The following is an 18,848-nucleotide window of genomic DNA, read 5'->3' as shown; positions in this document are numbered from 1 at the left end:
GCGCTTCAGTGTTCAAGAGTTGTAAATTAAAAAGCGATTATTTCCTGGTAACGGAAACTAGTGGCTAAAATCTGACTGTAACTTTTACGCCAACCGCAGATAAGGACACTTCTGTAAAAATCCAGATGCCTTATTATGGGCATCTAAATTATGAGTATGCGTTGGCGTAGGTCGAATAATGCCACCAAATAGGTCATCCAACCCGTAAGGTGTGAAAAATTGCCATTGTCCTTGAGCATTTAGTCGAACTCCCACAGCAGTAGCGGTGTGCAGCCAATCTGTGATGCCATCCTCTGTACTAGTATAAGCTCTGCTACCAAGACGCCAACGAGCAAAACTGGCTTGATTTTTGACATCAAACTCGTCATCAGGAAATTGTTCTGTGAGAGTCGCCTTTGCTGCTAGTTCTTGAGAACGGTTTCCCTCTATATCAAAGAATGCAATATCAAAATCTTTAATACCTAACCCACAGTCATTGCCAAAAATTGAAGACCAAACGGTGTTTCGGATTGCACCCCCGGCTAACCACCAGTTAGGTAGATTTAGTTCAGCGATCGCAGGTAATACTGTATTAATACGTGTATCAGCTAAAATCATCTGTAGGCGAGTGTTACTATTCATATCAAATTTCTGGGATTGTCAAGTATAAGGTGAAAATATTATCATTCACATTTCATTAAACTTAAGGTGTTGATAGTCCTGTTGTGACACTTGGCAGGTCAATGTTTATCAGGAGAACTTCTGTAGTCATAGTATAAATAAAGCAGGTTACACAGAAGGTTAAATTGTGAATTTAGAATTTAGAATTTTTATTTATGGAAGATTTATTTGCGCGACTAGAACGCACACTCAATCCTGAACTGCCAACTCTTGCAGAGTCACAACAACAACTCCTCCAAGAACTCAGTATTGATGAAAATCAACCCGGTACGATTCTGCATGACTTTCAAACCCTGGTAGATTTCTTACAACCAAACGGAGTGGAAGTTAGTAGTATTAATAACCTTCTACCGCTAAAAGTCCTATCAGAAGTTAATTCTCGGTTAAGTTACCCAATTGAAACTAAACTCAAGCGCCCCGTACAGAAATCATACCCCTACATTAATGGACTATATCTGTTATTACGCAGTTCTGGAATAGCCCAAATTAAATCCCAAGGGAAGAAGCAGGTTTTAGTTTTAGATGCAGCAACTTTGCAATCATGGTCAAGCCTCAATCTAACAGAACGCTATTTCAACTTATTAGAAGCTTGGTTGATTTGGGGAAATAACGAAGTTTTGGGCGAACATCAAGATTCATTAGGAAATTTATTTAGATGTATTCAACTTTGGCCTCGCGTCCCAGATAAAGGTTTAAAATTTCCTAAACATGAAGATCAAAACAATATTAGTTATTATCCCGGTCTGCATAATGTTGCCCTGTTAGAGTTATTTGGATTGTTATCTATCAAACATGGCAAACCACAAGAAGGTAAGGGGTGGCGTATTACTAGTTTACAACGCTTACCCTTTGGTGATGCTCTGTTACAATTCCTTTTTCCATTGGGTATACGAGGAGAATTGCAGGATGATGTGAATGTAAGTTTTGGAAAATTGCAGCCGCATTTTCAACCATTTTTTCCAGAATGGGAGCATAATTTACTTGTTCCCAAGCAAGGCTTTACTGATGGTATTTATATTTTCAAAGTATCCCTTTTTAAGGCTTGGCGACGTATTGCCATACCAGCAAAAAAACCCTTAAGCTGGCTAGCAGAAATAATTCTTGATGCTTTTGACTTTGATTACGATCATCTGTACGAATTTAGCTATAAAGACCATTTTGGTCGCATGATAAAAATTGGTCATGCCTACATGGAAACACCCCCATTTGCCGACCAAGTGCAGATTGGTGATTTATCTCTAGAAACAGGTGGTAAAATGACCTATCTTTATGATTTTGGTGACAATTGGAAATTTTATGTGCAGTTAGAAGCAATTAATCCACCCGATCACAAAATCAAAAAACCAAAGATTTTAGAAGTTCACGGAAATGCACCTCAACAGTATTGGAGTGAGGATGATGAATCGGATGAAGATGAGGGATGAGGAAAATTTAGGGAAGTGTAGAGAATGAAAGTTTTCTCGTGTTATCATCTCTTCTATTTGTGTATATTAAAACCCCCTTTAAGATTAAGATAGTTTTAATTACAATAAAGTGACACAAATTGTTAGGAGATAAAAACTGTGAGTTTTCCATATACTGGAGGTTGTCAATGTGGACAGATTCGTTATGAAATTAATGCCGAACCGTTAACACTTTACCTATGTCACTGTAAGGAGTGTCAGAAACAATCGTCTAGTGCTTTTGGAATGTCTCTTACAGTATTACGAGATGCTGTTGTAATTGTTCAGGGAAAACCAAAAGCTTGGACTCGGAAAAATGATAGCGGACGTGAGGTAAATAACCTGTTCTGTGGCGACTGCGGAACGCGATTATTCCATGAAAGAACTTACAATTCAAATACTATCAATGTCAAAGCTGGAACCTTAGATGATACAAGTTGGTTACGCCCAGTGGGTAACATTTGGACACGCAGTGCCCAATCATGGGTGATAATTTCAGACCAATTGCTCAACTATGATGGGCAACCAGAAGATACGCAAGCTTTATGGAAAAAATGGAAACAACAACATCCATAAATGCATAACTCCTGATATTAGATATCATACCTCTGACACTTAAATTATCGAACTCATAACTGTACCAAAGGAAATAATGATAAATTTTTAGTGGTAAAGTGCTTTAATAAACATATTAAATTATTTAAAACAGTAATAGTAAACTAAAATTATAAGTTCAGTTTGTGTATCATATATATTTCCACTTGTCTGCAAATCATTAATAAAGCTAACACACATTAATATTTCACATGAAAACTTACTGGATATTTTCAATCAAGTAATGTAAGTGAAATTCGATAAGTAAGGCGATTTTGGTTCATTTTCAACACTTTTAACAGTTATTTCTAGACAAGCTTGATGAAAAACGATACGCCAAAAGAATTGAACCCAGACCAAGAAATTGGGCGCTTGATTGATGAGGTAATGTCTTCATCTCTAACTGATGAACAGTACCGCAAAAAGATGCAGCGACGCAAAGAAGTGCAAGACAAGCGCATAGCAGAAGCTGTACCAGAAAAAGGGTTAATTATTGTAAATACTGGTAACGGTAAGGGTAAAACCACTGCGGCTTTAGGGATGGTGTTGCGATCGCTCGGTCATGGGTATAAAGTAGCGATAATCCAATTCATCAAAGGTAGCTGGGAACCTTCCGAAAAAAGGGTTTTCAGTTCTTGGGAAGACCAAATAGAATTTCACGCAATGGGCGAAGGCTTTACCTGGGAAACTCAAGACCGCGATCGCGATCTTGACAAAGCTAGCGCCGCCTGGGAAAAATCATTAGAATACATCCGCAACCCAGACTTTCATCTAGTGTTGTTAGACGAAATCAATATCGCCCTCAAAATGGCTTACTTACCAGTAGAAGACGTTTTAGCCGGTTTGGCACAAAAACCCGCTAACAAACACGTTATTCTCACAGGTAGAGGCGCACCACCTGCTTTAATTGAGCGTGCTGACTTAGTAACTGAAATGACCCTAGTTAAGCACCCTTTTCGCGATCAAGGTGTGAAAGCACAACCGGGAATTGAATATTAAATCAGAATTTAGAATTCAGAACTCAGAATTGTTAAAAAACCAGGTTTCCGACTCAGCAAAGATTCGGAAACCTGGTTTTTAATTCTCGTATGTCATACCAATTTGAAAAAAGAATGCAACACATAGATAATACATCTCGCCAATCCTGCTGCCCTTGCTAAGGGGTGCGCGTCAGCGTGGGTGGGCTTATCTGTCGTAAACATTTTTTGAATTGGTATCAGATGTGGAAAAGCAGATTACGCCTATATACAACAGATTTCAAGTTGATGAGATACAAAGTTTTAGTTCTGAATTCTGAATTCTGCTGTAAGTCCCATTTGTTACTTCTTATTCCAAAGACTTAAAAATGCTTGAGAGATGGCTGGGGTAATCTGACTTTGTAAGTGATTTAGTGCATCACGATGATTTGCATTATTGTCATCATAATAAGTAAAAAGATTCGTCAGCTTGACAATCTCAGGATTTTGATCGTTTGTCCCCCTCCATTTGTTAGTAACTTTGTGTAAAACGTCCTTGGGTAGATTTTGTTGTAAGTTATTTAAGGCTGCAATGTAAGAAGGATTTTGAGGATTTTTTTTGAATTGAAAGCACAAATCTATCAGTTTTAGTTGTGACTGAGGCGGAGTCTGGGGTTTATCTGTGAGACTTGGTTGCTGTAGAATTTGCCGCTGTTCAATAGTAGCAATCCCATTTTCAGTTAAACCCTGAGATTTCTGAAATTTCTTGACTGCTGTATAAGTAGCTGGGCCATAAAAAGGCTTATCTGGAGGAATTTCGGCATTGGTTGCAAAACCGTGAAACTTCAATCTATTCTGAAGCCCTTTCACTGTATCTTCCATGACAGTTCGAGTCTCTGCATCAGCATTCCCATTAACCACAAGTTTTTGTGAGTACTGTTTCTGAAACTTTTTAATAGCTTCTTCAGTAGGATCGTCTGTCAAGGAGTTGTTATTCCGCTTCCAGGGGGCAAATTTAGTAAGATCCGGCTTAGGATCGATCTCAGGAGTTAAATATCCCAATCCGATCAATATATGACGGATGACTTCAGGGCTACTAACGGCCATGCTTTTTGGTTCCTTTGCGATTAAACTACCATTTAATGTATCTTGTTTTACAAAAATTAGGTAAGTATAAATAAATAAATCTAACATTTCTTATTTGCAAGGTGTTTCGAAGCTTAAGCGATGTGTGACGACAAGCTGCAACTCTTTGAGACGTTAGACGTATGCGACTACAGAGAGTGAAAAAGAAAGAGATGCGATCGCTTATTCTCAACTATTAATGATACTACGTGTTATGGACACACAGATATGCGCAGACAATTTTACAAAAGGCTTCAGGTAAATATAATATTGGATATTATCTTCAAGGTAGCTCCAATATCAAACAGCGCCAGCGGCCATCGCAAAAACATCGCTCAATTACTACCAGAGAAAAAAGCAAACTCCCGTTTAATATTCCAGCGCTTCCCGTCGTGAAGCAGCAAGGTTAATTTGTCAGCAGTAAACTCAAAATGCAACTGACGATTTTCAAATTCTGGCCAAGCAGCTTTAAAATTCTGCTTTGTTAAATCCCGAAATGCAACCGTTAAGTGGGGTGCAAAAGGGCGGGTTTTAGAAACCTTGTCAACAATTTCCAAGTTGCTTTCTGTATAAGCCATTAAATCAGCTTGCAAAGTTAAAAGCTCTTGACTTCTGACGACATTAATGTATATAACACGAGGTGCAAAGGCATTAAACCCTTTCAGTGTAATTGCTACTTGCTGTTGTTCGCTGGCAAACTCCTTCAAGGATGCTTCTAACACTGGCAAGTTATCATCTGCCCATTCAAAGGGCGGTTGCAGGGTAATATGAGGCGGAGACTTTAACGCTCCGCTACTAGCATAGCGATCGGCAAAATACTGCTTAATCTCGTTGGCGTAGTCTTGAATATCTTGTGGTGGTAGGAGGGCGATAAAAAAACGGCTCATCTATATTAATTATTTTTATTGCTTAGTAATTGGTGGTTAGTGGGAAAACTTAGGAAAGGCGGATCGAGTTTGCGCTAAATTCGCCATGTTGTTTACCGAAAGAGAAAACTAAATGAGCGATCAAATTATTCTGTCCGATCAGGATGTTGTTTCTATGGCTCAGGATGCTAACTTGACTGGGGCTTCAACATCAACAGGTGAAGAATTGATGCAACGTCTGAAGTATTTAGTGCATAGGAACAGCAACTTACAAGCGGATAAGGCTTCAGATTGGTTTGAAGATGGTGCGAACTGTAAGCTTTTACTGGCTCAGGGTGGCGGCTGGCAGAAAGGTAAAATCAGAATTCTCTTTGAATTTGTTCCTGAGAACCCCACACCAACAAAACCACTGATTCCCACGAACTCGGCATCTCCATTGGATGATCTGCGATCGCACCTAGAAGTCTAACATTCACAGATGGGTTGCTTCTGCTCTTTTAGTGAAATATTCAGTAAATCGCTATAGTTAGTGTATATTGCTACTCAAATGCTACTCAAAAACAGTCATAACTAAAGCAGGATGTTTGTTGTAACTGGAGTTAAGAAGCCAATGCCGTGGTTTGTAAAAATTGAAGAGGGGAAAGTTGATAAACTTACCTTTGACCAATATGTACCTGCTCACAAAGCCTACATTCGGGAATTGATTACTAAAGGACACAAAGCGCGAACAGGCTATTGGGTGGAGCAAAGAGGCGGAATGTTACTGTTTGAGGCAGCCTCAAAGGAGGAAGCGGAAGCAATTGTGGCTGATGACCCCTTGGTAAAACACGGCTGCGTCAACTATCAGCTTTATGAATGGCGAATTGTTATGGAATGACACACACTTACTGACTTTTCATGTTATGTTTATATAAGACCTGGATCTATGCGATCGCAACACCCAAATCTTGTCAGAACCGGAAGGTAGCAGCAACACGGGAGGCTTGTGGTAGGCGTAGTCTCCGGGTCGCCCTATTTTTAGGAGCGGTCAGCAACCATGCCTGGTTTTGGAGATATTGTTCAAAAAGCTTTTTACCTCGGTGTTGGATTAGCTTCTTACGCGGGTGAGAAAGCAGGGGGAAAATTAGCCGAAGTGCGATCGCAAGTCCAAAAACTGGCAGATGAAATGGTGGCAAAGGGCGAAATGAACACAGAAGAAGCCCGCCGCTTCGTTGAGGACATGATGAAGCAAGCCCAACAAGCCCAACCATCTGTTGAAACCTCACCAGAAACGCCCCCTTCTCAACCTCGCCGCATTGAAATTTTAGAGGAAGATGAAGAGCCAACGGTCAAAGAGGCGTCAAATGATGAGAATGTAGATAAATTGCGCGATGAAGTGCTAAAACTGCAAGACGAGTTAAAACGTTTGCAACGCGATCGATAAAAAGCATTGTTTGATCGACATATAAGTAAAAAGTGGCATTTTGACATGACACTTCGGATAAAAACTTGATAAGATACATTGCCTAGTGTGTATTTTAGTGCTTCAAGCCAGATAACACAAAGCGTCCTGTTTATAGCCTGCAAAGGTGTCAAGTTTATGGAACAGTGGCAAAAAGATTTAGTAGAAATCGTCGAAACAGTAGCTGATGAAGTAGAGCGCTTCTTCCTGGGAATGAGTGAAGTGGTAGACGCATTTTTTGAGCTAACGGAAGAAGTCAGCGAGCAAGTACACAATAATATTGTTACGGAAGTCGATCAGTATCTACAGGATTTGGCTGAACCGATGTTGGAAGCTTACTGGGAACTGGAAGACATGGTAGCAGATGTCGATCCGGGCTTTCCTTATTCAGTTGAACCCACATCTGAAAAAAATCCTGCCTGTATCGGTTGTAGTCACTACCACGGTCAAGTTTATGGTGGTAATTTATTAGTTTGTGCCATGCATCCCCACGGTTGTGAAGATGAGAATTGTCCCGACTGGGAGAAGGAAGAGTATTGAGGGCAGAGGGGCAGAGGGGCAGAGGGGCAGAGGGGCAGAGGGGCAGAGGGGCAGAGGGGCAGGGGAAGTAAATTACAAATTAAAATTACAACTTAAAAACTAACAACGTGACAAATGACAACTAATAAATTACCAGAAAGTGCATCCCAGGCAAACCAAGAAATGAAGTATGGCGAACGCGACATTGCGGAAGGTAAACTAATTACCTTTCCGAATCCGCGTGTGGGGAGGCGATATGACATTAACATTACTTTGCCGGAATTTACTTGTAAATGTCCGTTTTCCGGCTATCCTGACTTTGCGACAATTTATGTTAGCTATGTGCCTGATGAACGGGTAGTGGAATTGAAGGCGCTCAAACTTTATATTAATAGTTACCGCGATCGCTACATTTCCCACGAAGAATCTGCCAATCAAATTTTGGATGATTTTGTGGCTGCTTGCGATCCGTTGGAAGTCACGGTAAAAGCAGATTTCACGCCTCGCGGTAATGTACATACTGTAGTTGAAGTGCGTCACCAAAAGTAACATCATTACTGATGAGCGCATCATTCAGCAATTTTCTTCACGGCAGATTGCACTTGAAGCACAACTTTTTTTGATAAAGGAATATACCCAAGTTCCAAACTGGATTTTTGCCCGTCAATCACAGCCCAATTCACAAAGTTTTTCAGTGCTTGAGCTTTGACTCGGTTGGGATATTGGCGATAAGTTAAAAGCCAGCTGTAAGTGACGATGGGATAAGACTGGGCACCTGTAGGATCGGTGATAAAAGCAATCAAGTTATCACCTGGTAATTTCACTGCTTCTAAAGTTTGTGCTACAGATTCTGGTGTCGGCGTAATATAATTACCAGATTTATTTTCTAAAGCAGCCACAGAAAGCTTATTTTGTTTGGCGTAAATGTATTCTACATAGCCAATAGCTCCTGGTATCTGTTGAATCAGGGCGGTAACACCTTCGTTACCCTTTCCACCAACTCCCACTTGCCATGCTATCGATTTACCAGCCCCAATTTTGCTTTTCCATTCTGGACTTATGGCGCTTAGGTGTTGCGTTAATACGCTTGTAGTTCCACTACCATCAGTTCGGTGTACAACCTGAATCGGTAAATCGGGTAAACTTACACCTGGATTAGCTAAAGCTATTCTAGGATGATTCCAATTCGTAATTTTTCCGAGGAAGATATCTACGTAAACTTGGCGTGGTAGCCTGAGAGCAGGTGGCACATTCACTTGAGGCGACTGCTGTGAAACTGGTGTGAGGTTATAAGCCAACACAATAGAACCGGCAGTTAGAGGTAAAGCAATCACTCCCCGTTTTATCTTGGCTGCTTGTTCGCTTGTAATTCCCACATCACTAGCTGCAAAATCTACAGTCCCGTCGACGAGCTGTTGCACTCCAGCACTGCTTCCTATAGCTTGATAGTTAATTTCTATATTGGGATTTTGCTGGTTATAATCTGAAAGCCAACGTTCATACAAAGGTGCGGGAAAACTTGCCCCAGTACCAACAAGGGAAACACGCTTTATATTTTTTTGCTCGGCAGCGCAAGAAGCAATACTCAACAAGATAGCGATTAAAGGTAGAAGGCAAACCCGTCCCTGAGATTGAAGTTTAGCAGACATAGAAATTTTTTGTTCCAATGTTTAATAAATACCTCTAGTAATTTCCTAATTTGTAGGCGTGTGGGCGTAATTAATTGTAAATAACTTTGAAACGCAGAGGCCAACGCAAAGGTACGCAAAGTAATCCTCTGCGTACCTCTGCGATTTCCTTCTCTGCGAGACGCTGCGCGAACGCTAATGCGAATGCGCCCCTCTGCGTTTAAACTTGAATCGCCGTTTCTTTCTCTTCACCTTTTGGCTGTGAACTTAGCCGATCTAAAATTTCCAAAACCTCTTGTTCAAAAGCAACTTGGGCGCGATTAGTTTTGCCACCTATATACAAGCGATCGCCTTTTTGTAATGCCCAGATTTGCGAGTGGGAAAAGTAACTCATTACCACACCCAGCATGAGCAAGCCAAACCCTGTGTAAACAATTGGTATGCCTGGATCGGCTTTAATTTGTAAGCCAGTGCTACCAATCACATCCAAAATTTTCAGCTTCACGCCATTAACTTCGGTGAACATCCCCGCGCGGACTGTATCAACAAGTTTGCCAGTGGCATCATAAATTAATACCATCCCTTGCAAGTCTTTCGCTAACAAAGAGACACCCTCACTCAAATCCGGTTTAGTCGGAACCCAGGTTCCCCAAATGCGCCCGTTACCGTTGGTGTTCAATTGCGCCATTGGTAGCTGAAAAATCGGGCTGTTGTTAAATTGGACGCGAACACCTGCAATTCCCCAATCAGTTTGATAGAAAGTTATGCCATGATAGCGCAGAGGCTCGTTGACAAAAATCTTCTTGTGGTCAATTTCCTTTCCCTGATTATTCAAGACAGACATATCTGAATAAAATTGATCGATGCCGCCAGATGGAGTGTAATCAATCCAAAAACGATTGACGCGCACAGACCAATCTTTCGAGATTTTTGCGGCTATTGGACCAGCATCGACAATATTTGTCACTTGAAATGTATCGCCACTGGCAACCATTTCCTGAGCTAGAAACCCAGTCATTGCCCCCCAAATTCCCCCTAGCAGAATACCGACAATGCCAATATGAACGATAATTGGGCCGATGCGTCCAACTATTCCTTTGCGGGCGTAAAGGAGATTTTCTTTTTCTCGATCTGGAAAAATTTTATAGCGGTGTTTTTGTAATATTTGGCTGAGGGAATTTAGGGAACCAGTATCTAGTTCTGCACTTAAAGCTAATTTTTGAAATTGTCGTGGTTCTTCGTAATATTTCCAGCGCTGGGCAGCTTTTAAAGCTGGCAACTGACGTGTAAAAGAACAAGCAGTTAAGCTAGTGCCAAATAAGATGAGTAATGCCAGAAACCACCAAGTACGATATACATGGTCTAATCCAACTACTTGAATTACCTTCCAAGTTAAGAAACCAAATAAAGCTGGATGTTCTGGGTAGTTGGCTTGGTAAAATGCAGGTGACTGACCTTGCTCAATGACAGTACCAGTAGAGCTAAAGATTGCAATCAATAGCAGTAGTGCGATCGCTAGTCGTAAGTTAGTCAGTACGGGCAAAAGCTCTTGCCGTAAGAACTGCCCAGGTATCGACCACCATTTTAATTCTTTTGCAGCTGAATCTTCTAAAGTCATTATGTGTAAAAGCTAACAAAGTTATTGATATTAAAGACTGCCGAGGGGAATTCGAGAAATTAAGGAAAATACACCGAATCCTACCAATAGTGCCCCACTAACTGGGTTAATCCAACCAGACCAGCGACGCAATTCTAGTAATTTTTTAATTGAAGCTGTAAAAGTACCCGCCAAAATCAATGGTGCTACATAACCGGCTGTATAAGAAAGTAGCAAAACAGCGCCTAAAATTAAATCTTGTGTACTAGCAATCCAACTTAACAAGCTCGCTAAAACAGGGGTGCTACAAGGGGATGCCACTAAGCCGAAAGTCAGTCCCAGTAAATAGGAACGCAATCCTGTTGGCAAATCTGAGGAAATCCAATTCGTTTCATTCAAGGATGGAAATTGTATAGGCAGTGCTTCTAATAAGTTCAGCCCCATGAGAATAGCGATAATGCTGACGATAATCGGCAAACCAATTCCCACTTGACCGTAGACTTTTCCGACTAAACCTGCTATAATCCCTAGTCCTGCCAATGTAGTTGCTAAACCTAAAGCAAACCAAGTTGATTGGGCAGCTGCTTGCAAGCGACTTTTAGCTTCATAACCACCGATGTAACCAATGGTAATTGGCAGCATGGAAAGCATACAGGGTGTGAGACTGGTGAGCAAGCCAGCGGCAAAGATGATGCCAACGCTTACCACGCTAAGGTGTGTCAGTTGGTTAGAAACGAGGCTGTTGGCAAATTGTTCTAGTTGGTAAATTTGGGTTTGCAGGTTATCAAACATGGGAGAATCTGAGCGGGAAATGCTTACTCTGCTTGAATTGTAGCTTAGTTTTGGTTTTTGAGTCAGGATAACTAAATTATCCGAACCTGATATCATCTAAATTTCATCTGCCCAAGGTAATGTATGTGAACTACCCACACTGATACCATTTGCAGCTATTTTCAGGTAAATAGATCGCGCGGTAGGGGCGCAAGGCTTTGCGCCCCTACGACAGCTGTGGTTCCAATACCAATACGCTTGGCTTTATGAAAAATTGTAGGTTAGGTTAAGCAAAGTGCAACCCAACAAAGCCCAGGAAATGTTGGGTTTCGTTCCTCAACCCAACCTACACAGTTTAAGATTTTTGGCGCTAACCCAAGCGTATTGGTTCCAATACATGAAAACTGCTGTAATTACGAATTATTCCGTTAACGATATAGCCAAACACGCAACAGCGACAGCAATTGTTCGGTATCTACGGGTTTAGTAATGTAGTCTGATGCACCAGCTTCAATACACTTCTCGCGATCGCCTTGCATGGCTTTAGCGGTCAGGGCAATAATCGGCAAAGACTTAAATCGCTCGTTTTGGCGGATCGTGCGTGTTGTTTCGTAACCATCCATTTCTGGCATCATTACATCCATCAAAACCACATCAATATCTGGTGTATTTTCTAACAGGGTGATTCCCTCTCTACCATTTTCAGCATATAAAACCTGGATTTGATAACGCTCCAGCATACTGGTAAGGGCAAAGATATTTCGCATATCGTCGTCTACAATCAGCGCTGTTTTACCAGTAAGTAAGTAGTCTTGTGAATGCAGCTGTTCGAGTATTTGTCGCTTCGGTTCAGGTAAATTTGCTTGGACTCGGTGTAAAAATAATGCTGTTTCATCAAGGAGGCGTTCGGGCGATCGCACATCTTTAATGATGATTGTTTCGGCAATTCGTCTGAGTTCTGTTTCTTGAGCTTTGCTAATTTCTCTACCTGTGTAGACAATAATTGGTAAAGCTTTGCCGTTAGGTAAAAGCTTTATCTGCTCGATCAGTTCAAACCCGGTCATGTCAGGTAGCCCTAAATCGAGGACGAGGCAATCAAAATGCTGGGTGCGAATAGCTTCTAGAGCAGTTGCACCGTCAGCCACAGCAGTGGTCGAAACATCGCTATTACCAATCAACTCAACAATACTCAGCCGTTGAGTGTCGTCGTCTTCCACTACCAATAAATTTTTCACTTGGCGCTCAACAAAACCTTTAATTTTGGTCAATGCCTCAGATATTGTCTCGCTGGTTAAAGGTTTTTGCAGATATGCGATCGCACCTAGTTGCAAACCGCGTTGTCTGCCTTCCTCAACTGTCATAATATGTACGGGGATGTGACGGGTATTCGGGTCATGTTTGAGACGATCCAATACCGTCCAACCATCCATTTCCGGCAGCCGGATATCTAGCAAAATGGCTGAAGGCTGGAATTGCTGCGCTAGCATCAAACCTGTACTGCCAGTTTGGGCAGCTATCACCTTAAATCCTTGTTGTTGCGCCATATCTAGAAGGATACGGGCAAAATTAACATCATCTTCGACAATGAGTAAAACGCGATCGCCTCTTTCTATAGTCGTGCGATCGTCATTTAGGAGTGCTGGGTGCTGGGTGCTGTTAGCGGTAGCCGGGCGTTCAGCCCGTGCTGAGTGGGAAATGGGGAGTGGTTTTGATGTTGACTCAGCACTCAGCATTCGGAACTCAGGACTCAATTGTGGTAAGTAGAATGTAAAGGTACTACCTTCAGCGGGTTGACTGATTAGTTTAATTTCGCCGCCGAAGAGACGGGCGATTTCGCGACTAATTGATAAGCCCAATCCGGTGCCGCCGTATCTGCGACTGGTAGAGCCATCGGCTTGTTGAAATGCTTCAAAAATCACTTTCTGTTTTTCGGGGGCAATACCAATGCCTGTATCGCTGACTGAGAAGGCAATTACAACCTGGGCACGATTTAAGGTTTCGTTGTCGTTGCTCCACCCTAGCTTCGCCACCGCAATCCGTAAGCGTACCTCCCCTTGCTCTGTAAATTTAAATGCGTTGGAGAGGAGATTTTTCAATACCTGTTGTAAGCGTTTGACATCTGAGTAGATGGTGTTTGGCAATTCGGGAGTGAATTCAATTGTAAAGGCAAGTCCTTTGCTCTGAGCAATTTGCCGGAAGGTGCGCTCAATCACATCACCCAACTCTGCCAATGGCATTGGAATCATGTCAATGGACATCGTTCCAGATTCAATTTTAGCGAGATCCAGAATGTCATTGATTAACGTCAACAAATCAGTACCGGCTGAATAAATTGTTTGGCTGTATTCGACTTGCTTGCTGGTAAGGTTGCGATCGATATTATCTGTCAACAATTTCGCCAAAATCAACAAGCTATTCAGCGGTGTCCGCAGTTCATGGGACATATTGGCGAGAAATTCTGATTTATATTTTGAGGAGAGGGCGAGTTGTTCAGCTTTGTCTTCTAAAGAAAGTCTTGCATGTTCAATTTCCCGATTTTTGCGCTCGACTTCTTTCTTTTGCATCGCCAACAGCTCTGCTTTTTCTTCTAATTCAGCGTTGGTTTGTTGCAGTTCTTCTTGCTGTCCTTTGAGTAAATCCTCAGAAGTTTTGAGTGATTGGGCTTGTTGTTCTAAACGTTTGTTGGTTTCGCGGAGTTCGCTTTGCTGGGTTTGGAGTTCTTCAGCTAAAGATTGCGATTGCTTGAGTAACTCTTCCGTTCGCATCGATGCTGCGATCGTGTTGAGAACGATCGCAATACTTTCGGTAAGTTGGTCGAAGAATGTCAGATGAATTTCGCTAAAGCGGCGGAAGGATGCTAATTCAATCACTGCTGTCACCTGTCCTTCAAAAAGTACAGGTAACACCACGGCATTCAGGGGCGTGGCTTCTCCTAAACCAGAGGAAATTTTGACATAATCGTTCGGTACTTCCGTCAGCAGTATTCGCTCTTTTTCTAAAGCGCATTGTCCCACTAAACCTTCACCCAATTGGAAGCGGTTAGCTAGATGTCTGCGTTCGCGGTAAGCGTAACTACTGATTAGTTTCAAATACGGTGTATGTTCAATAGACTCCATCAGGAAGAATACGCCGTGTTGCGCTCCTACCAAGGGTGCTAGTTCTGAGAGAATGAGTTTAGATACGGTTTCCAAGTCTCGCTGCCCTTGGAGCATTCGGGTAAACTTGGCTAAATTAGTTTTCAACCAATCTTGTTCGGTGTTTTTCTGCGTTGTCTCCCGCAGATTGGCAATCATCTGGTTGATGTTGTCTTTGAGTATCGCTACTTCTCCTAGTGCTTCGACGGCAATTGAACGAGTTAGATCGCCTTTAGTTACAGCTGTAGCAACTTCTGCGATCGCTCGCAACTGAGTTGTCAGTGTAGCAGCAAGTTCATTTACATTATCTGTCAAATCTTTCCAAGTTCCAGCCGCCCCCGGTACTCTAGCTTGTCCGCCTAACTTCCCTTCGATTCCCACTTCCCGCGCCACTGTGGTTACTTGATTGGCAAATGTCGCTAGGGTATCAATCATCTCGTTGATTGTCTCTGCCAAGGTTTCAATTTCTCCCTTGGCATCTAACATTAGTTTTCGTTTTAAGTCACCGTTAGCAACTGCCGTTACAACTCTGGCAATACCCCGCACTTGTGCCGTTAAGTTACCCGCCATCGAGTTAACGTTATCTGTCAAATCTTTCCAAGTTCCCGCGACACCTTGGACTTGCGCTTGTCCGCCCAACTTCCCTTCAGTTCCCACTTCCCGCGCCACCCGCGTTACTTCACTGGCAAAGGAACTAAGTTGATCCACCATTGTATTGGTAGTATTCTTCAAATCCAAAATTTCACCTTTGGCATCGACGGTAATTTTCTTAGATAAGTCGCCATTAGCTACCGCCTTTGTAACTTCCGCGATGTTGCGAACTTGTCCGGTGAGGTTCCCCGCCATCGAATTTACGTTATCCGTCAAATCTTTCCAAGTTCCAGCAACTCCTCTGACGTAAGCTTGCACGCCTAATTTACCTTCAGTTCCCACCTCCCGGGCAACCCTAGTAACTTCCGATGCAAAAGAATTTAGCTGATCCACCATTGTATTAATGGTATTTTTAAGCTCTTGAATTTCACCTTTCACATCGACGGTGATTTTTTTAGATAAGTCGCCGTTTGCTACAGCTGTGGTAACTTCGGCAATGTTTCGCACTTGCGCTGTTAAACTTCCCGCCATGAAGTTTACGCTGTCGGTTAAATCTTTCCAAGTGCCGGCTACACCTTTAACTTCGGCTTGTACGCCCAGCTTCCCTTCAGTTCCCACCTCACGGGCAACTCTTGTAACTTCACTTGCAAAGGAGTTAAGTTGATCTACCATCGTGTTGACGGTGTTTTTCAACTCTAAAATTTCACCTTTAACATCAACGGAGATTTTCTTAGATAAGTCGCCATTCGCTACGGCGGTTGTCACGGCGGCAATATTTCGCACCTGTGCCGTTAAGCTTCCCGCCATGAAGTTTACGCTGTCAGTTAAATCTTTCCAAGTGCCAGCTACACCGCGCACATCTGCTTGTACGCCTAGTTTACCCTCGCTTCCCACCTCACGGGCAACCCTTGTGACTTCACTTGCAAAGGAATTGAGTTGATCCACCATGATATTGATGGTATTCTTGAGTTCGAGAATTTCGCCTTTGACAGCAACAGTAATTTTCTTAGATAAATCGCCATTTGCGATCGCAGTTGTAACTTCGGCAATATTCCGTACCTGTGCCGTCAAGCTTCCCGCCATGAAGTTCACACTGTCGGTTAAATCTTTCCAAGTACCAGCAACGTCTTTTACTTCGGCTTGTACGCCCAATTTCCCTTCAGTTCCCACCTCACGGGCGACTCTTGTAACTTCACTTGCAAAGGAACTAAGTTGATCCACCATTGTATTGATGGTATTTTTCAACTCCAGAATTTCACCTTTGACATCAACGGTGATTTTTTTGGATAAATCGCCTGTTGCAACCGCCGTAGTCACTTCGGCAATATTCCGCACCTGCGCCGTCAAACTTCCCGCCATGAAGTTCACGCTGTCAGTTAAATCTTTCCACGTACCAGCCACGCCGCGCACTTCTGCTTGCACGCCCAGTTTACCTTCGCTTCCCACCTCACGGGCAACCCTTGTAACTTCTGATGCAAAGGAATTGAGTTGATCCACCATTGTGTTGATGGTATTTTTCAACTCCAGAATTTCACCTTTGACATCGACAGTGATTTTTTTGGATAAGTCGCCTGTTGCAACCGCCGTAGTTACTTCCGCAATATTCCGCACCTGTGCCGTTAAACTTCCTGCCATGAAGTTCACGCTGTCAGTTAAATCTTTCCAAGTTCCAGCCACACCGCGCACATCGGCTTGCACGCCCAGTTTACCTTCGCTTCCCACTTCCCTAGCAACTCTTGTTACTTCACTGGCAAAGGAACTGAGTTGATCCACCATGATATTGATGGTATTCTTGAGTTCGAGAATTTCACCTCTGACATCGACGGTAATTTTTTTAGATAGATCGCCATTTGCGATCGCAGTCGCAACTTCGGCAATATTTCGCACCTGTCCGGTGAGATTACCCGCCATTAAGTTAACGTTATCAGTTAAATCTTTCCAAGTCCCCGCCACGCCCCGGACTTCTGCTTGTACGCCCAACTTTCCTTCTGTTCCCACCTCACGGGCAACTCTTGTCACTTCCGATGCAAAGGAATTGAGTTGATCCACCATTGTGTTAATGGTATTTTTCAACTCCAGAATTTCGCCTTTCACATCGACAGTGATTTTCTTGGATAAATCGCCATTTGCAACCGCAGTTGTCACTTCCGCAATATTCCGCACCTGTGCCGTCAAGCTTCCTGCCATGAAGTTCACGCTATCGGTAAGGTCTTTCCACGTACCCGCTACCCCGCGCACTTCTGCTTGACCGCCCAATTTACCTTCAGCACCCACTTCACGCGCAACCCTTGTTACTTCCGATGCAAAGGAATTAAGTTGATCCACCATGATGTTGACGGTGTTTTTCAACTCTAAAATTTCGCCTTTGACATCAACAGTAATTTTCTTGGAAAGGTCGCCATTAGCTACCGCCGTTGTTACTTCCGCAATGTTACGGACTTGGGCAGTCAAATTCCCTGCCATTAAATTAACGTTGTCAGTTAAATCCTTCCAAGTACCTGCAACTCCTTTAACTTCTGCTTGAACGCCCAACTTCCCCTCAGTTCCCACTTCACGGGCAACTCGCGTTACTTCACTCGCAAAAGAATTAAGCTGATCCACCATCGTATTGACGGTGTTTTTTAGTTCGAGAATTTCGCCTTTGACATTAACGGTTATCTTTTTGGATAAGTCACCATTTGCGATCGCAGTGGCAACTTCGGCAATGTTGCGAACTTGTCCGGTGAGATTACCCGCCATCAAGTTAACGTTATCAGTCAAATCTTTCCAAGTGCCAGCCACACCTTGGACTTCGGCTTGAACGCCCAATTTCCCTTCAGTTCCTACCTCACGGGCAACCCTGGTAACTTCCGATGCAAAAGAACCGAGACGTTCTACCATCGTGTTGACGATATTAGCAGTTTGGAGAAACTCACCTTGCAGGGGTCTGCCATCAATTTCTGTTGCGATCGTTTGGGATAAGTCACCATTGGCAACCGACCGAATTACACGGGTAGTTTCAGCTGTTGGTTGAACTAAATCTGTAATTAGAGTATTGACAGAAGTAACACAATCTGACCAAGATCCTCGAACATCTCCGAGAGAGGCGCGATCGGCAATTTTGCCTTCTTTGCCGACAACATTACCAATGCGTTGTAATTCGGCCGCCATCCGCTCATTTTGATAAATAATATCATTGAGCGTATCAGCTATTTTCCCTGCCACACCAGTATGGTCTATAGGCATCCGAGCCGAGAAGTCACCTTGTTTAACAGCATTCAGCGTTCTTAGTAGCTGATTTAAATCTAGATTATCACTGTCTCTAGTTAACTGTTCGGTTGCCATAGCCTGATATCTAAAGAATTTACTAGGTTTTCGTGTTTAAAAAAAGTTTTCTCAAAGCAGCGAGTTGATTTTAACTCTCATCAGTGTTTTTAAGTTTACTGGTACTCGCCATAGCAACAAATCTTTGGTAATTTGATTAGCTTGGAGTATGTAGTTATTTAACTGTCGAATGTCCCTGGTAGTGACTGATACTGAGGCTT

The 18,848-nt window shown here is 42.6% G+C and carries 15 protein-coding genes and 1 other RNA gene; 9 read left to right on the top strand and 7 right to left on the bottom strand.

Annotated features, from left to right (window positions below; genetic code table 11):
- Nucleotides 1-84: 84 nt before the first annotated feature.
- Complete coding sequence (locus V7K84_RS02335; RefSeq protein ID WP_334836020.1) at nt 85-621, bottom strand: nucleotidyltransferase family protein; 537 nt, start codon at nt 619-621, stop codon at nt 85-87.
- A 194-nt stretch (nt 622-815) separates the two neighbouring features.
- On the opposite strand from V7K84_RS02335, the gene V7K84_RS02330 reads away from it, so the two are divergent.
- The 3 genes from V7K84_RS02330 to cobO all read left to right on the top strand — a co-directional run bounded on the left by V7K84_RS02330 (nt 816) and on the right by cobO (nt 3,695).
- Nucleotides 816-2,084: a plasmid pRiA4b ORF-3 family protein gene (locus V7K84_RS02330; protein WP_334836018.1), complete on the top strand. Its 1,269-nt coding sequence runs from the start codon at nt 816-818 to the stop codon at nt 2,082-2,084.
- Between the two features lie 138 nt (nt 2,085-2,222).
- Nucleotides 2,223-2,678 carry a GFA family protein gene (locus V7K84_RS02325; RefSeq protein WP_334836016.1) on the top strand — a complete coding sequence of 152 codons (456 nt, stop codon included), beginning with the start codon at nt 2,223-2,225 and terminating at the stop codon, nt 2,676-2,678.
- 339 nt (nt 2,679-3,017) lie between these two features.
- On the top strand, nt 3,018-3,695 hold the full coding sequence (gene cobO, locus V7K84_RS02320) for a cob(I)yrinic acid a,c-diamide adenosyltransferase (protein WP_334836013.1): 678 nt from the start codon (nt 3,018-3,020) through the stop codon (nt 3,693-3,695).
- Between the two features lie 320 nt (nt 3,696-4,015).
- On the opposite strand, the gene V7K84_RS02315 is transcribed toward cobO, so the two are convergent.
- Both V7K84_RS02315 and V7K84_RS02310 read right to left on the bottom strand, forming a co-directional pair.
- Nucleotides 4,016-4,759 (bottom strand): peptidoglycan-binding domain-containing protein, encoded by a 744-nt coding sequence (locus V7K84_RS02315; protein WP_334836011.1) that lies wholly within the window; start codon nt 4,757-4,759, stop codon nt 4,016-4,018.
- Between the two features lie 353 nt (nt 4,760-5,112).
- A complete protein-coding gene (locus tag V7K84_RS02310; RefSeq protein ID WP_334836009.1) occupies nt 5,113-5,664 on the bottom strand; it encodes a 2'-5' RNA ligase family protein in 552 nt (183 codons plus the stop codon).
- A 112-nt stretch (nt 5,665-5,776) separates the two neighbouring features.
- Here V7K84_RS02310 and V7K84_RS02305 point away from each other — a divergent pair, with 112 nt between their 5' ends.
- The 6 genes from V7K84_RS02305 to queF all read left to right on the top strand — a co-directional run bounded on the left by V7K84_RS02305 (nt 5,777) and on the right by queF (nt 8,152).
- The gene (locus tag V7K84_RS02305; RefSeq protein WP_334836007.1) at nt 5,777-6,112 is read left to right on the top strand and encodes a KGK domain-containing protein; all 336 of its coding nucleotides are present in this window, start codon (nt 5,777-5,779) and stop codon (nt 6,110-6,112) included.
- Between the two features lie 141 nt (nt 6,113-6,253).
- Nucleotides 6,254-6,520, top strand: a complete 267-nt coding sequence (locus tag V7K84_RS02300) for a YciI family protein (RefSeq protein ID WP_334836049.1) — start codon at nt 6,254-6,256, stop codon at nt 6,518-6,520.
- A 37-nt stretch (nt 6,521-6,557) separates the two neighbouring features.
- Nucleotides 6,558-6,654: signal recognition particle sRNA small type (gene ffs, locus V7K84_RS02295), an RNA gene on the top strand.
- Between the two features lie 25 nt (nt 6,655-6,679).
- On the top strand, nt 6,680-7,066 hold the full coding sequence (locus V7K84_RS02290; protein WP_289795595.1) for a phasin family protein: 387 nt from the start codon (nt 6,680-6,682) through the stop codon (nt 7,064-7,066).
- A 156-nt stretch (nt 7,067-7,222) separates the two neighbouring features.
- Nucleotides 7,223-7,624: a hypothetical protein gene (locus tag V7K84_RS02285; RefSeq protein WP_194046692.1), complete on the top strand. Its 402-nt coding sequence runs from the start codon at nt 7,223-7,225 to the stop codon at nt 7,622-7,624.
- Between the two features lie 114 nt (nt 7,625-7,738).
- Nucleotides 7,739-8,152 carry a preQ(1) synthase gene (gene queF, locus V7K84_RS02280; protein ID WP_334701036.1) on the top strand — a complete coding sequence of 138 codons (414 nt, stop codon included), beginning with the start codon at nt 7,739-7,741 and terminating at the stop codon, nt 8,150-8,152.
- Between the two features lie 20 nt (nt 8,153-8,172).
- Here the strand turns inward: queF and pstS are convergent, their stop codons facing one another.
- The 4 genes from pstS to V7K84_RS02260 all read right to left on the bottom strand — a co-directional run bounded on the left by pstS (nt 8,173) and on the right by V7K84_RS02260 (nt 18,648).
- On the bottom strand, nt 8,173-9,252 hold the full coding sequence (pstS, locus tag V7K84_RS02275; protein WP_334836004.1) for a phosphate ABC transporter substrate-binding protein PstS: 1,080 nt from the start codon (nt 9,250-9,252) through the stop codon (nt 8,173-8,175).
- A gap of 199 nt (nt 9,253-9,451) precedes the next feature.
- Nucleotides 9,452-10,849 carry a cytochrome c biogenesis protein gene (locus tag V7K84_RS02270; RefSeq protein WP_334836002.1) on the bottom strand — a complete coding sequence of 466 codons (1,398 nt, stop codon included), beginning with the start codon at nt 10,847-10,849 and terminating at the stop codon, nt 9,452-9,454.
- A 30-nt stretch (nt 10,850-10,879) separates the two neighbouring features.
- The gene (locus V7K84_RS02265) at nt 10,880-11,620 is read right to left on the bottom strand and encodes a cytochrome c biogenesis protein CcdA (RefSeq protein WP_334836000.1); all 741 of its coding nucleotides are present in this window, start codon (nt 11,618-11,620) and stop codon (nt 10,880-10,882) included.
- Between the two features lie 407 nt (nt 11,621-12,027).
- On the bottom strand, nt 12,028-18,648 hold the full coding sequence (locus V7K84_RS02260) for a HAMP domain-containing protein (protein WP_334835998.1): 6,621 nt from the start codon (nt 18,646-18,648) through the stop codon (nt 12,028-12,030).
- Between the last annotated feature and the right edge of the window lie 200 nt (nt 18,649-18,848).

Origin of the sequence: Nostoc sp. (assembly GCF_036917315.1) — a bacterium.
Taxonomy (GTDB): Bacteria; Cyanobacteriota; Cyanobacteriia; order Cyanobacteriales; family Nostocaceae; genus Nostoc.
The sequence above is the reverse complement of the archived record's forward strand: the minus strand, read 5'-3'. Positions and strand labels throughout refer to the sequence as shown.